Origin of the sequence: Leptospira harrisiae, assembly GCF_002811945.1 — a bacterium.
GTDB classification, from domain to species: domain Bacteria; phylum Spirochaetota; class Leptospiria; order Leptospirales; family Leptospiraceae; genus Leptospira_A; species Leptospira_A harrisiae.
Map to the genome: position 1 here is coordinate 621847 of NZ_NPDX01000001.1, position 14345 is coordinate 636191.

General features: G+C 37.9%; 16 protein-coding genes. 7 read left to right on the plus strand and 9 right to left on the minus strand.

The window, feature by feature from the left end:
* Positions 1-4: 4 nt before the first annotated feature.
* Together CH364_RS02940 and CH364_RS02945 are read left to right on the plus strand one after the other, a co-directional pair.
* Positions 5-1402: an MBOAT family O-acyltransferase gene (locus CH364_RS02940; protein ID WP_165779471.1), complete on the plus strand. Its 1398-nt coding sequence runs from the start codon at positions 5-7 to the stop codon at positions 1400-1402.
* Positions 1403-1411: 9 nt separating this feature from the next.
* Positions 1412-2455, plus strand: coding sequence for a hypothetical protein (locus tag CH364_RS02945; RefSeq protein ID WP_100742144.1), 1044 nt, complete (start codon positions 1412-1414; stop codon positions 2453-2455).
* Here the strand turns inward: CH364_RS02945 and CH364_RS02950 are convergent.
* From CH364_RS02950 to CH364_RS02960, 3 genes are read right to left on the minus strand one after another with little or no spacing between them, the layout of a single operon-like run.
* Positions 2417-2602: a DUF5808 domain-containing protein gene (locus tag CH364_RS02950; RefSeq protein WP_004787592.1), complete on the minus strand. Its 186-nt coding sequence runs from the start codon at positions 2600-2602 to the stop codon at positions 2417-2419. The genes CH364_RS02945 and CH364_RS02950 overlap by 39 nt on opposite strands.
* 26 nt (positions 2603-2628) lie before the next feature.
* Complete coding sequence (gene carA / locus CH364_RS02955) at positions 2629-3714, minus strand: glutamine-hydrolyzing carbamoyl-phosphate synthase small subunit (RefSeq protein ID WP_100743365.1); 1086 nt, start codon at positions 3712-3714, stop codon at positions 2629-2631.
* 46 nt (positions 3715-3760) lie between these two features.
* Positions 3761-4234, minus strand: coding sequence for a hypothetical protein (locus CH364_RS02960; protein WP_243401221.1), 474 nt, complete (start codon positions 4232-4234; stop codon positions 3761-3763).
* 271 nt (positions 4235-4505) lie between these two features.
* Between CH364_RS02960 and CH364_RS02965 the strand changes: the two genes are divergently transcribed.
* Positions 4506-5408 carry a porin OmpL1 gene (locus CH364_RS02965; protein ID WP_100742145.1) on the plus strand — a complete coding sequence of 301 codons (903 nt, stop codon included), beginning with the start codon at positions 4506-4508 and terminating at the stop codon, positions 5406-5408.
* Positions 5409-5462: 54 nt separating this feature from the next.
* Here CH364_RS02965 and CH364_RS02970 read toward each other — a convergent pair whose 3' ends face one another.
* From CH364_RS02970 to CH364_RS02985, 4 genes are read right to left on the minus strand one after another with little or no spacing between them, the layout of a single operon-like run.
* A complete protein-coding gene (locus CH364_RS02970; RefSeq protein ID WP_100742146.1) occupies positions 5463-5759 on the minus strand; it encodes a 4a-hydroxytetrahydrobiopterin dehydratase in 297 nt (98 codons plus the stop codon).
* Positions 5756-6643, minus strand: a complete 888-nt coding sequence (locus CH364_RS02975) for a DMT family transporter (RefSeq protein ID WP_100742147.1) — start codon at positions 6641-6643, stop codon at positions 5756-5758. Before CH364_RS02975 ends, CH364_RS02970 begins: the two co-directional genes overlap by 4 nt.
* Positions 6633-7298: a uracil-DNA glycosylase gene (ung, locus tag CH364_RS02980; protein WP_100742148.1), complete on the minus strand. Its 666-nt coding sequence runs from the start codon at positions 7296-7298 to the stop codon at positions 6633-6635. Before ung ends, CH364_RS02975 begins: the two co-directional genes overlap by 11 nt.
* Complete coding sequence (locus CH364_RS02985; RefSeq protein WP_100742149.1) at positions 7279-8493, minus strand: hypothetical protein; 1215 nt, start codon at positions 8491-8493, stop codon at positions 7279-7281. The genes ung and CH364_RS02985 overlap by 20 nt, the downstream gene beginning before the upstream one ends.
* 44 nt (positions 8494-8537) lie before the next feature.
* Between CH364_RS02985 and CH364_RS02990 the strand changes: the two genes are divergently transcribed.
* Positions 8538-9452 (plus strand): DMT family transporter, encoded by a 915-nt coding sequence (locus tag CH364_RS02990; protein WP_100742150.1) that lies wholly within the window; start codon positions 8538-8540, stop codon positions 9450-9452.
* A gap of 41 nt (positions 9453-9493) precedes the next feature.
* Here CH364_RS02990 and CH364_RS02995 read toward each other — a convergent pair whose 3' ends face one another.
* Both CH364_RS02995 and CH364_RS03000 read right to left on the minus strand, forming a co-directional pair.
* Positions 9494-10552, minus strand: a complete 1059-nt coding sequence (locus CH364_RS02995; protein WP_100742151.1) for an AI-2E family transporter — start codon at positions 10550-10552, stop codon at positions 9494-9496.
* The gene (locus CH364_RS03000) at positions 10549-11070 is read right to left on the minus strand and encodes a cyclic nucleotide-binding domain-containing protein (protein WP_100742152.1); all 522 of its coding nucleotides are present in this window, start codon (positions 11068-11070) and stop codon (positions 10549-10551) included. Before CH364_RS03000 ends, CH364_RS02995 begins: the two co-directional genes overlap by 4 nt.
* A gap of 59 nt (positions 11071-11129) precedes the next feature.
* Here CH364_RS03000 and bioD point away from each other — a divergent pair, with 59 nt between their 5' ends.
* The 3 genes from bioD to bioB all read left to right on the plus strand — a co-directional run bounded on the left by bioD (position 11130) and on the right by bioB (position 14253).
* Positions 11130-11822 carry a dethiobiotin synthase gene (gene bioD / locus CH364_RS03005; protein WP_100742153.1) on the plus strand — a complete coding sequence of 231 codons (693 nt, stop codon included), beginning with the start codon at positions 11130-11132 and terminating at the stop codon, positions 11820-11822.
* Positions 11812-13134 (plus strand): adenosylmethionine--8-amino-7-oxononanoate transaminase, encoded by a 1323-nt coding sequence (gene bioA, locus CH364_RS03010; RefSeq protein ID WP_100742154.1) that lies wholly within the window; start codon positions 11812-11814, stop codon positions 13132-13134. The genes bioD and bioA overlap by 11 nt, the downstream gene beginning before the upstream one ends.
* Positions 13135-13197: 63 nt before the next feature.
* The gene (gene bioB / locus CH364_RS03015) at positions 13198-14253 is read left to right on the plus strand and encodes a biotin synthase BioB (protein WP_100742155.1); all 1056 of its coding nucleotides are present in this window, start codon (positions 13198-13200) and stop codon (positions 14251-14253) included.
* Positions 14254-14345: the final 92 nt, after the last annotated feature.

Consider the following 14345-nt stretch of genomic DNA (forward strand, 5'->3'; position numbering starts at 1 on the left):
CGTTGTGTTATTTAATTCGATTTCTTTTCTTTTTCATTTTATATTCTTTTATTTAATCTACTATTTCGTTTCTAACCGAATTCGAAAATACCTACTTCTTTTCTTTGGAATATATTTTTATTCGCAATGGGGAGTTAAACCCACTATTTTACTGCTAACTTCTGTTATTTTCAATTATACTTTGGCAAAATATCTTTCGAATGAGTTGGGTCAAAAACGTAAGCTGGTTTTTGTAATTGGGGTGACAGCGAATCTACTTTACCTTGCAGTTTTTAAGTATTTTGTTTTTGTTTGGCAATTGTTTTCTGATATAAAGATTGGGTTTGGTTTCTCGGGACTCGTTTGGAAACCAGAAATTATTTTGCCGATAGGCATTTCATTTTATACATTTCATAACATTAGTTACTTAATTGAAGTTTACGACAAACGAATCAATCCTACAAAAAACTTTTTTACATTTGCTATTTATGATTTATTTTTCCCTTTGTTACTACTTGGTCCAATTGAAAGACCAGGAAACCTGATCCCACAAATAGAATCCGAACAAACAATTACAAAAGAAAAGATTTGGAATGGAGTTTCCTTATTTTTATGGGGAGTATTCATTAAATCGACTATTGCGGATCCTTTTTCAAGGTATGTGGAAATTCACGCTTGGTCTTTTGAGTCTTTGGAACCAGGAATTTTATGGATTGTGGCTCCCGTCATTGCCTTCCAAGTATACGCAGATTTTTTCGGCTACTCACTTTGTGCTATGGGTCTTGCGGAGATCATGGGCTTTCAGCTAATGAACAATTTTAAAAGACCATTCTTTTCTTCGAATCCATCCGAGTTTTGGTCCAAATGGCATATCTCTCTTTCGACGTGGTTACGAGATTATGTTTATATTAAATTAGGTGGGAATCGGCATGGTTTTTTCCGCGAAAATGCAAATCTAATGATTGTTTGGTTTTTGGCTGGGATTTGGCATGGTGCCGGGTATGGATTTGTGATTTGGGGAGTGTATTTAGGGTTATGTTTGGTTCTCTATCGCTGTCTAAAACATTATGGTCTTGTGAAAGAAAACCTACCTTTGATTTCGCTCATTGGAACCTTTTTTACCTTCTATAGTTTTTCATTAGGTTTATTATTGTTTCGTATCCATTCTCCATTTGAGACAAAGTTAATATTAAAAAACTTATCTACATTACCAAAACTTTCTTCTATTCCTTTGATGATTCTTTTGTCTGCTTTGCCATTAATTATTTTTGATTTTTGGCAGGAAAAAAAAGATACAAATCGTCCTGACTTTTATATTTCAACTAAACCGCATCTGTTTCTTTTCCTATTTTTCTTTTTGTTTCTTTGGTTTTCATTATTTTCTCCGTTTGGAAAACAGGATTTTTTTTATTTTCAGTTTTAGTATTCCAATATGAAGTTACGTTATTTTTTTATCACCTTTTTGACCATTTCTTTTGTTATGCATATGACAGAAGAATGGATCATCCAGTTCTGTGAGACAACTTCAGTTTATTGGTATTTTGCAAATGAACGTACGGTTCGAACGGAAGCAAAGGTCCTAGTCTTAGGGGACAGTCAAATTGTAAGTGGAATTTCTCCTGAGTCCATTGCGGAAATTGAGGGAGTGTCTAAAGAGGAAGTTTTATATCTCCCAAAACCAAGCCAACAACCAGAAGGAATTCTTTCTGATTCGTTGGATGTAGTATACAGGTTGCCTAATTTAAAAAAAGTTTATGTAAACTTGTCACCATTAAATACAAGTAAAAATTCTGTCACTGATGCAAACCGACAATTGTTTTATTCTTTTGGGAATTTATCAAAATATACAATTGAACATCCTCTTTTACGAAAGGCATACTTTTCTAACCTAACAGATTTAAGTTGGAAAATCATTATTAAAGTTTTTCCTTATTTTGGTCTTAGTTCCAATATCAACAGGTTAGTTTATGATCCTGTTGCACAAAATGATATACCAAGAAGAAAACAAGAGTTTTTGTTTATCAAAGAAAGTATGAAAAATAATCAAGGTTCTTGGGTTTGGAAATCAATCGGTGAGGATCCAACATTATTAAAATCAGAAGAGTTTCCAAACTTAAACACACAGATCTTAGCAGGGAAACGTGAGTTATCCATACAACTTTGGTTAGAATGCATTCGATTGTGGGAAAAACAGAATTTAGAGATTGTTTTCCTTCGGATTCCATTTTCCCCTAAGATGGAAAAGGATATAATAAAAACCGGAGCGAACTTAGTAGAAGATGAGTTTTTTAAAAGGATAAGTTCAGACCCCAATCGAAGGAAACTAAAAGTTTTGGATTTTAAATCTGAATTTTTAGAAGAGTATCAGTATTTTGCTGACTTAACACATCTCAACCAAAAAGGAAAAGATGCGTTTTCTGTGATTTTAAAAAGAGTGCTATTTTATCACGCCCACTCGTCGACCGAGGGCATGTAGGTTGACTCCCCAACCAAGTCCAAAAAATTGTTTTGGAGTTAGAATTTCGTCTGTACTTGGATCCCAAATATCCTTCACAAATGCTTCCGCTGAAATCTCTGTTCCGTATGGGATTCCCCAAAAATTTTTATCTTCACCGTATGACATGAATCACCTCGCTATTTAGCCAAATCTTACGATTTAGAGGATTCTACCATAGTATAAAATTCTTGAAAATGATAGGCAGAGTCGTGAGGACCTGGGCACGCTTCTGGATGGTATTGGACCGCCATCACTGGAAGGCCTTTGGTTTTCAGACCAGCAACTGTGTTGTCAAATAAATTGAGCCTAGTAATTGGCATCTCACTTGTTGATTCACCGAGAACATGGAATCCATGGTTTTGAGATGTGATTTCAATTTTTCCTGTTTCTTCGTTTCGAACAGGATGGTTCCCGCCGCGGTGACCAAACTTAAGTTTGGCTGTCTTTTTTCCTAGCGCAAGACCAATGATTTGGTGGCCTAAACAAATTCCAAACAATGGTTTTTTTGCATCCATTATGGCTTTTGCCGATGAGATTGCATAATCCAAAGGAGCTGGATCTCCGGGTCCATTAGATAGGAAAAAAGCATCAAATCCTTCTTTTAATAAATCTTCTGCTTTGGTTTTCGCTGGGAATACATGTACATTGAATCCCGCTGCATCTAGAAGTTTGAGGATATTTCTTTTGATTCCAAAGTCGTATACAGCAAGTTTAAACTTACTTGGAGAATGAGCACCAAATACATATGGTTTTTCGCAAGTGACTACTTGGGCAAGGTCTTGGCCTTCCATAGAAGGAGCATTTTTCACTGCTTCTAAAAAAGAATCTTCATATGTTTCACTGACAAAGATTCCGCAGGACATAGCACCTGAATTCCGAATGATTCGCGTTAGTTTACGAGTGTCGATCCCTTCTATTGCGGGCACTCCAAATCGAACGAGAAACTCGCTTAGAGTTTCCTTGGATTGAAAGTTGGAAGGTCGTTTGACATACTCTTTGACAATGAGTCCAGAAGCTTGGATCTTATCGGATTCCATATCGTCTGGATTGATTCCATAGTTCCCAATCATTGGGTACGTAAGGGTCACGAGTTGGCCTTTGTAGGAGGGATCAGTAATGATTTCCTGGTATCCCGCCATAGAGGTGTTAAAGACCACCTCGCCAATCGAATTCTTATTTGCACCGAAGGATCGGCCCTTCATGACCGTTCCGTTTGCTAAAACCAAAAAAGCCTGCATCAAATCCATTCCAAAGAAAGGTTCCCTAATGACGAACAAAAATTCATCAGTCTTTTACGTAATAACGTTTTATCCGGTCGTAATGGTAGTCTCCGTTGATTTCCACTGTTTGCATTTTGGAAAGGGATTCTGCCATTTCCTTGGCGAGCCCAGGTTCAATGGTTAAATAAGAACGTTTCCCCCGAACCAAATACACGATTTGCCCCGTATCTCCGTCTGCTTCAATGACCTGCCCTTGGATCCTTTTTGACTGAGGGGAAGGAGAGCTGACCGATACTTGGTATTTTTGGAAAATATGGAGCCGGCCTACACAAAGCCAGACATCAGAAGTGGGATTGAGTTGTGTGGCTTTTCCTTCGATATAGCGTTTTTCAAAAGGTTGGTTTCCTAATGAAACTCGCATGGTTTCAGCATCACAGTGGATGGTTTTTTCCCGGAGATTGGTTTGGTCGAGAAACCGGAACTGTGGATCCTCCCCAGATGCCTCCCAATGCACCAATTCGCCTGAAAAACGAATCATCTTTCGTTCCATTCCGAACCGTTCGGTCGAAAACAGAACAAAAAGCAAGAACAATCTGCAAATAAGGAAAAGTTGTTTAGACGGCATTAGACTCACTCGAATTACCACATTTAACACAATTTTCGATTAAATTTAACAATTTTATTTGACAAATCCTAGAAGAACGACTAGTTTCATTGCAATTGTCGGTATGAACGACTGCTCACTTGCATTCGTTTGTCCACAGGTACGAAAAAAATTCAGGAAACAACTCACTAAGGAGTAATCATCAATGCTGAAATCTCTACGTTTTGGAATGATGGGGTTCTTACTTTTGTGCTTAGCAGGTAGCTTAAGCGCACAATCAGGTCCTCGTTCTTATTTTATGATCGGTCTTGGAGCACAATTTGACCTAGCTCAACTCGGTGGAACCATCACAAAAGATGGTCTTGACTCTGGTCAGCCTAGACTTCGTCCAGATGGATCAGCTTACGGAACGCCACAAAAAGCGATCTATGCTGAAAACACTTTGATCAGTTTAAAGAGAACTACTGGTGGTGCAATTGGTGCAAAAACTAACGGCGCTATGGTTGGTGGAAACGTAAACATTGGTTACGAAAAAGAAGGCGTTTTTGGAATCAATAGCCTTTTTTGGAGAGTCAACGTAAACTATACTACTAAAATTGCTGGTGGTGATACATCTTCAACAGTAATGGGTTACAAATGGTTAGACCAAGAGTGGAGCTACACAGCTTGGACTGTTCCTACTTACCTCGGTATTAAACTTTACAACGCTGCAAACGACACTGCTGTGTATGTTGGAGCTGGTGTGAACTATTTCCAAGGATGGTGGGGAGTTTCTGGAACTATCAACAACCCAGGACTTCAAACTTTTGCTCCAGGAGTTCTTGGACCAGGAGGATCTTTACTTGGTGATGCTCCTTCTTCAGGAATCCACAAAGAAAATGTACGTTTTGGTGCTAGCGGAATCGGCTTAAACTGGTTGGTTGGTGCACAAACAAAAATCACTGACAAAGGTCACCTTTTCTTCGAATTGGAAACTATCCTTTCCGCAGGAATGGGAGTTGGTGGGGTTGCGTCTGTCGGTGGAGCTTCTGCTCTTGCTCCTTGGGTTGCATACCCAGTGGTTATCGGTGGACAAACTTACCGCGTAGGTTACAAAATCGAAATCTAATCAGTTCTTTACTGAAAAGACGAAGCCGGTGTTGGATTCCAACCCCGGCTTTTTTTATGCCATCAATCGAATGATAAATTCTTTATCTTTTGTGGTAAGGGAATTCGTTTCATGTGTAAACAATTGCAATCGAAGTTTGTTGTATACATTCCAAATTTCTGAATGGCGGTCTATAGATTCGGAAACTAAGGCAACTTTGGTGATAAAAGAAAAAGCCTCTGTGAAATTACGAAATTCTTTTTCTAACTTAAAAAAAGAAACTCCATCTTTGGTTTCTACTACCCATTCGTTATATGTAATTAAAAGATTCTCTATTTCCAAATTGGAAAGAGTTTTTGGTTTTTCTCTCATTGCTTCTCCTTTCTTTTATGAAAAACAATTAAATACAAACCAATCAGAATGAATCCTGCACCAATGAATTTCTGCGAGTCGATTGGTTCTTTCATAAATAAAATTCCAACAAACATTAAAAAAATGGGTTCGATTAATAATGTCGCATTGAGTTTGCTAATGGGCAAATAGTTGTGGGCTTCAAAATAAAAAGCTCTACCTAAAAAATATCCAAGCAGTGAAAACAAACCTAAAATAACAATGATTGAAATTTCTGGGATCTGAAAACTTCCAATGTACCAAGAGTAAAATAGAAAAAATACACTCAAAAGGAAAAGGCGTAAATATGCATATTCGAGTCCTAAAATTTCAGGAATGTATTTTTTGATCATATAACTTTGAATTGCGAATAAAAAAGCACTGAGTAAAATACAGAACGCAGAAAGAACTTTGATTTGTCCTTCGAGGGTGGAAATCATATAAATTCCAAGAATGGCAATGGCTATACCTAAAAATTCTCTACTTTTTAATCGTTCGCCTAAGAAAAAAACTCCAAGTAAAACATTATAAAGAACTGTTGTTTTGATCAGAATGGCAGCTGGTCCTAAATCAGTTTGTTTTAAAGCATAATAGTATAATACAATCCCAATGGCATTAGAAATAGTACCAAGAGTTAAAATATGTCCATCTCGACTAATTGTCGTAAAAACTTTTGTTCTTCTTTTTTTTGAGATTAGAAAGTAGGGAGTTACTATTAAAAAAGCAAATCCAACTCCAAATAAAGCTGCAATTTCTGGTGAAAGATTGTATCTACGAAATACTTCTTTAAAGCCAATCACTTCGAAAGCAAAAAAAACTCCAGTTAGGAAAACAAAGAAATATCCCTTTTTTTCGTTACCAGTCAATGGGTTCTTTCCCTTGTGAAATTAAGTATTCGTTTGTTTTGGAAAAATGTTTGTTCCCTAAAAATCCTCTGTAAGCAGATAAAGGAGATGGATGTGCGGATTTTAAAATCAAATGTTTGTTTGGTGGAATAAGTACTTCTTTTTTCTGAGCAAAAGATCCCCATAACAAAAATACAAGATTCGATTTTTTTTCCGCAAGGATTTTGATGGCAGCATCAGTGAATTCTTCCCAACCTTTGTTTTGGTGAGATCCTGCTTTGTCTTTTTGTACAGTGAGCGTTGCATTGAGAAGAAGGACACCTTGGTTTGCCCAATGAGTAAGGTTCCCTGATTTTGGGATGGGTTTTTGTAAATCCTCACCAATTTCTTTAAAGATATTTTGTAACGAAGGAGGAAAGGGCACTCCTTCATTCACAGAAAAACAAAGACCATGAGCTTGTCCTGGGCCGTGGTAAGGATCTTGGCCAAGGATTACCACCTTAACTTTGTCGAATGGACAAGAATCAAATGCATTGAAGATTAACTTTGCCGGCGGATAAACAATAGAAGATTTGTATTGTAATTTTACCCATTCACGTAAGTTAGAAAAATAAGGTTTTTCAAACTCGTCTCTCAGGACTTCTTTCCATCCAGATTCAATTTGTACGTCTTTCAATTCTTTCCTCCGAATGAAAGTATAATACTCGTAAGTCGATTCCTCCATGTGTGACATGGCTTGTCTTTTTAGCAAAACTACGAAGTTCTCTCATACAATCGCTCCATTTTTCTTCTGTAGGACAAAGAACAAAGCCTATGAGTTTGGGATGATTTTTTGTGAGTTTTAATAGTTCTTCTAATCGTTTCCCAATTTTGGAATACAGTTTTTCCTCAGGTCCGGTTCTTTCATTTTTCCTAAGCCCGTAAGGAGGATTCAGAGGTATAAAATAATGCGAATTGTCTAAATCAGAATTAGGTAAAACGGGAAAGGTTCTAAAAAAATCAGAAATACTATGGTCCCAATGGGATACTTGTATTACCTTTCTCCAACGTTTGAACTCTTCTAACCAGTAACTTTCTAAAGCTGGGTCTGTATCTTGGACAACCGTGGGTGTTGCGTTGGGATGTACCAAAGATAAGTGTTCTTTTTGTTTCTTTTTAAAATGTTCAAATGATTTTTCTGGAAACAAACTGAGTTTAAAAAACAAAAAATCCCTTGGTAAAGAAAGGAGAGAAATGTTTTCTTCCTGTAACGTCCATTCGGTGGCAAATGTTAATGTTCCGGCAAATGGAATGTATAAACCGGCTACATCTTTTTTGGGAACTAAAAAGATGTCAAAACATTGTTGGATAAGAATTTGAGTTAAATCTTCTGGAACTGGGGCGCTAGTTGGGAAATTTGCTTTGATACCTCGCTTGTATCCAGGTTCTCCCAACACAGAAAGCGAAACAGTGATTTCATCTTCAAAATAACTGATATGTAAATTTTCTTTAATTTCATAGAACTTTGTATTTGGGTCGGAAAACAATGGTTTTGCGATTGTTACAGCTTCTGTCAGAATTCGATCCCATTCTTCTTCTCTTACTTCAGAAGATTTGTCCCAGTCTTTGGTCCGCCCAATCACAAGGCGAATGTCTCTTAAAAAAAGACCATGAAACAAAAGATAGGCGATTTGGTGCGCATTCGTGTTTTCTAATTTGATTTTTTCCGAAAAAACACGGATGTTCGCATCTGGTTGGTTGGGTAAGGGTATAGAATTTAAGATTTCCTTGATTTTTTCGCCAGACCAAGTGGCAGTTCCGGGTGGGAAATATACCTCCCAACTGAGGGCTGTTCCGGTTTGTGGTTTTCGGATTCTAAATTTCCAATTCATCTTTTCCTTGCTCTGGACCTTTCTTTCGAGAAATTGTCTTCTATATGTCCAGGATCTTCACTCCGGAACTCTTTTTGGTGATTGCCGCCATTCTTTGGGGTGGAACCTTTGTGGTCATCAAACTTGCACTGGATTCGGTGCCTCCCTTTTTATTTTTAGCAGTTCGATTTTGGCTCGCTGGAATCATCACTTTGTTTCTCTACCGAAAGACTTTGTTTTCCAAATCAAATCGTAGGTGGGATTACATTCTACCTGCGTTTTTTGTAGCCTGTTCCGCACTTTTGGGTTATGCCTTCCAGACCATTGGCCTTGTATACACCACTGCCACGCAGTCTGGCTTTATGACAGGTGCTTATGTAATTTTTGTACCTTTGTTACAAGTTGCCATTGAACGACGATTGCCATCGATTCGGACATGGTTTGCGGTATTGATTGTTTTGTTGGGTTTATTTTTGATTTCCCAAAATGGAAAATCTTATGATGAAATTTTTGAATCTATACAATTTGGTTTTGGTGATGGGCTTACCCTCATTGGGGCTTTTTTCTTTGCTATCTATATCATACTCATTGACATTTTTAGTAAAAAAATTCCGACACAAATTCTTGTATCATTTGAAATCCTTTTGATTGCGGTTGTATCCACAACTTTGTTTCCTGTAGAATCTATTTTTCTAAATCAAAACATATCAGTTCAGTTCGATTTAAAATTTTGGATTGGGATATTTTACACTTCTGTTTTTGCTACGATCTTTACAACGCAAATCCAGGCAAGGTACCAGAAAGCAGTTCCTCCTGCAAGAGCAGGATTGCTTTATAGTTTGGAACCTGTATTTTCCTTTTTTCTCGCCTATTTGGTATTAGGTGAAAGGTTGGGAACAGTAGGAGCCATCGGTTCCGGACTTACGCTTTTTGGAATTGTGTTTTCCGAATTAGGTAAGTGGAACCAGAGAAAAGAATAACAAACCAGAGATTGTTTCTTCTCCGGTTTCAATTTGTCTGTTTAAATGATCTGGTGTTCTTTGAGGGCGTGATAAAGTATTCCAATGGTTACTTTAAGAATCGATAATACTGGAATTGCGAGTAACATACCAAAAATTCCGAAAAAATTTCCACCTACAGCTATTCCGATGAGTATTGCAAGAGGATGGAGTGAAACTGCATTGGCAATCACCACTGGTTGGACAATGGCATTGTCAACTAATTGTGCCACGACTACAACAGAGGCAATGGATCCAATGGAAGGTGAAATTTCCGGGAAAAGGATCGAAAATAAAATAGGAGGAATTGCACCTACCAGTGGCCCTAAGTACGGAATGGAATTGGCAACACCCAAAAAGACTCCAAACAAAATAAAAAATTTCACACCTACGATATAAAAACCAATCGAAGCAACAATTGCCATGATACCGCATTGGATCACCAAACTTTTTAAGTAACTAGTAATCTGTTGGTTCATTCGATAGAAAACCATAAGAAACATTTCGAAAAAACGGTTCGGAATAAAACTAATTACAGTTTTATAGATAAGGTTTGCATCCAATAATAAAAAGAAACTAATAATAGGAATTATGATCATCCAGCTAATGAAAGTGGGAATCATCACAACAAGACTTCGTAAAAATTCTTCTAAATTGGTCGTAGCCATTTTCGCAACTTCTTCTGGATGGATGATCTTTTTCCATAACTCTGGGTTTTGTGAGACTACGGGAAGTTTATTGAAATCCAATAATTGAAAATTCGGATCATCCATTTTCACAGACCATTCAGAAACAATGGGTTGTGCTTTTTCAAAAAGGTTTGGTAAATAAAATGCCAAAAGCCAATAGGCACAGGCGATCAAAATTGAAAATATAATGATTATCGTGATGGCTCGATGAACCCCTCTCGATTCAAAATAGTCAACGATACCATGAAAGATATAAAAATGGATTCCAGAGATTAAAAGTGGGATCGCTAAGAATTTAACGCCAACAACTCCAATTAATACAGTAAGTGCAATGAGACCAAAAAATGCACTACGCAATATAAAAGATGATATATTGAATTCTTTTAGATTCATTTTGATTTATTTTTTTTACTTTTGAAGTAAGCAGCTTCGAGTGTATCGTTTGTTTTGCGGAGTCTGTCTGCAATGATGGATGCAAAACTAAGAAGTAAATCATTTCCTACTCTCGGTTTTGTTTCTAATAGTGTTTTTAGTTCAGGTTGGAAAAAGCCAAGTAAAATTGAATCAACAAGTGCAACAGCTGTGGCGGATCTGGGAAAATCTTGGAAAAGAGCAAGTTCTCCAAAAAAAGCACCTTTTTCTAGTTCGGCGAGCTTTAAGGTAACACCTTCTCTTTCAGAAAATATTTCCACCTTACCTTGTAAGATGAGATACACTCCAGTTCCCGCTTGTCCTTGGTAAAAAATTGTTTCACCAGCATAATACTTTCGTTTGTGGATCAGCCTTGCGACTTCGCGTAATGTCCGACGAGACATTCCTTCAAAGATAGCGGTTTCACGTAAAAAATGTGAAATTTCCGTAATCGGGTTTTCATCGCGTTTGAGAATGGATTTCCAAAGGGGAAGTTGCATAGGGCCTCTCTTATATAAATCGGATAGACGGGGCCAAGAATTGATAAAACTTGATCCGTATGGGCCAAGCTTTTTACGTTGCGGGGACAGGAACTGATATTGGAAAAACTTTTTTTTCCTGCCTCTTTATGGCCAAATATGCTGAAAGTTATGGATTTCGTTATTGGAAACCCATCCAAACGGGAGCAGCGAGTTCGGGTGATACTGAATTTGTTCAAAAAACGACAAATTTACCAGATTCCCATTTTCTAAAACCTGTGTACGAATTCCTAACTCCAGCAAGTCCGCATTATGCCTCCAAACAGGATGGGAAAATTTTAGATCCAAAACTTTTGTTGGGTGCTTTGGCAAAGGAAAGAAAAACTAACACTCTGATTGAAGGGGCAGGTGGAGTATTTGTTCCTTGGACCGAAGACTACTTAGCCATAAGAGGTATTGGGGAAAGTAACCTTCCCGTGATTGTGATTGGATCTACGGAGCTTGGTACCATCAATCATACCTTATTGACTTTAGATGCACTCACAAGCAGGTTCGTTGCTGTTCTTGGATTTTATTTAGTTGGGCCAGAAAGTCCATTACAAGATGATAATACTGAAATTATACAAAAGTTAGGTGGGGCCCCTTGTTTGGGAATTTCAAATTTTCCAAAACAAAAGTTATCACCAGTCGAATTCATTTCCTATGCCAACGAACATTTTGATACAAATCGGAATGTCATGGATACCTTACTCAATCCAGACGATGAAATATAATCCGCTCCAAACTCATACATGGGTTCCTTTGACTATCCAGGAAGAAGGGGAAACGTTAATTGACATAGTTAAAGCCGATGGCGACTTCGTAATTGATTCTGACGGAAATCAATGGATTGATGCCATCGCCAGTTGGTGGACGATGATATTCGGACACCGCCATCCAAAGTTAGTATCAGCATTAAAAACACAAGTAGATGGACTGGATCATGTGATGCTTGCAGGTCACATCCATCCTTCTGCAGAAAATTTATCCAAATCATTATTGGAACTTACCGATTTTGATTTCCATAAAGTGTTTTATTCGGATAACGGATCAAATGCGATAGAAATTGCATTAAAACTCGCAATCCAATATTATAGAAACAATCCGGATTTCAAACCAAGATCAGAGTTTCTTGTATTTTCCAATTCTTACCATGGGGATAGCATTGGGGCCATGAATGTTTCTGGAAAAAATTATTTTAATCGAATTTTTTCAGATCTTAGGTTCCCCACAAAAGAATTCCCGGCTCCCAATTGTATGAATTGCCCTTGGGGAAAAAATGTGAGCAGTTGTGCTACAGAATGTTTAAACGATTTAGAGCTAACCATTAAACAAAAAGAATATGTTGGAATTGTCATTGAACCATTGGTGTTTGGCGCCAACGGTATGTTGTTCTATGATAAAAAAGTATTAATCAAACTGAGGGAACTTGCCACCCAAACCAATACTCTTCTTATCTTTGATGAAGTATTTACGGGTATGGGAAGGCTCGGTAAGTTTTTTGCCTACCAAGTGGCGGGAACCAAACCTGATCTTTTGGTGATGGCAAAAGGACTAACTGGGGGAATGTTACCTCTCGGTGCCACCTTAGTTTCTGAATTCATTTATCAACAATTTTTATCAAAAGATCCTTATCATGCATTCTTTCATGCACATACAATGACGGGAAACCCTTTGGCATGTAGCGTTGGTTATGCGTCAGTGAAACTTTTGAAAGAAACTGGCCTTGATCTTGTAAAAAAATTGGAAAGTTCTTTGCAAAAACGAATAGAACCATTCCAAAAAAAATTGGGAAAACGAATCCAGAATGTCCGTGTGTTTGGTGGAATCTTTGCTTTTGAATACAAAGAAACTATTGCAGAAGATGAGTATTTGAATCCTATCGGGAAAAAGATCCGAGAAAAGATGAGAGAGTTTCGCGTTCTTTTACGCCCTCTCGGAAGAACGATATATATCACTCCACCGTATACCATTTCCGAGGAATCCCTAGATCAAATTTTTTTGGCAATGGAAGATACCCTTCTTAGTTTTGTAGATTCAGATTGAGACTAAATATACGAAGAGATTTTCTTCGTTTACACAGGTTGAGGTCGAAAAGAATCTGTTCCCATGATTGCAGAAGTCCAAGAAAAAACAGTTTCCACCACACCTTCTTTAATTACGGAAGTGGAAGCCCTTGAAATCCTAGAAGGAAAAGTCCCTTTGCTTTCGGTTGTCGCTCGTGCCGCAGAAGAAAGACATCGCTATTACACCAATCGTGTTCGCATTCATATATTAGATAATATCAAAAATGGTTATTGCCCTGAGGACTGCGGTTACTGCGCCCAAAGAAAGGGTGGAGATTCTGGAATCCAAGAGTATTCACTGAAGTCACCTGAAGAAATTTGGGAAGATGCCAAACGTGCGAAAGACAACGGTGCTTACCGCTTTTGTATGGTAACTTCTGGTCGTGGTCCGACAGACAAGGCAGTTGACAAACTTGCCGAGACAATTTCCAAAATCAATGGGGAACTGGGAATGAAGGTTTGTTTGTCAGCAGGGATCTTGGATGCAAAAAAAGCTAGAGTTCTCAAAGATGCTGGCCTTGATCGATACAATCATAATCTCAACACATCCGAATCCAAATACAACGAAATTTGTTCCACTCATACTTTTAAAGACCGACTAACAACACTTGAAGCAGCAAGAGAAGCTGACATCGGACTTTGTTCGGGAATCATTGTAGGAATGGGAGAAGAACTCAAAGATTTAGTACAAGTTGCCTTTGAACTCAAACGACTTGGTGTGATATCAATCCCAGTTAACTTCTTTATTCCTATCAAAGGCCATGCCATCCAGAAGTCGTCACTCACTCCTGAATTTTGTATTCGTGTATTGTCGATGTTTCGATTGGTCAATCCCGATTCAGAAATTCGTATTGGTGCCGGAAGAGAAGGCCATTTAGGTTCTTTACAATCAATGGCACTTTTTGTAGCCAACTCATTGTTTGCTGAAGGATACTTAAATGTCAAAGGCAGTGAGATGGTCCAAACGATGAACTTAATTCGTGATTGTTCTATGGTGCCTGAATTTACAGAAGGGGTACCAGAAGGATGGGATGATTACGAGTCGCAGTTCCTTTACGACGAGAAAAATTTTCCAGAACTCTATAAACATAAAAAGTAGTTTGCCTTTTTTACTTTTGGCGGTAGTATGCTTCTACTTTACCGCCTCTAGTGAGAAACATGCGAAAACCTTCTTTACCATTTCGAAAACAG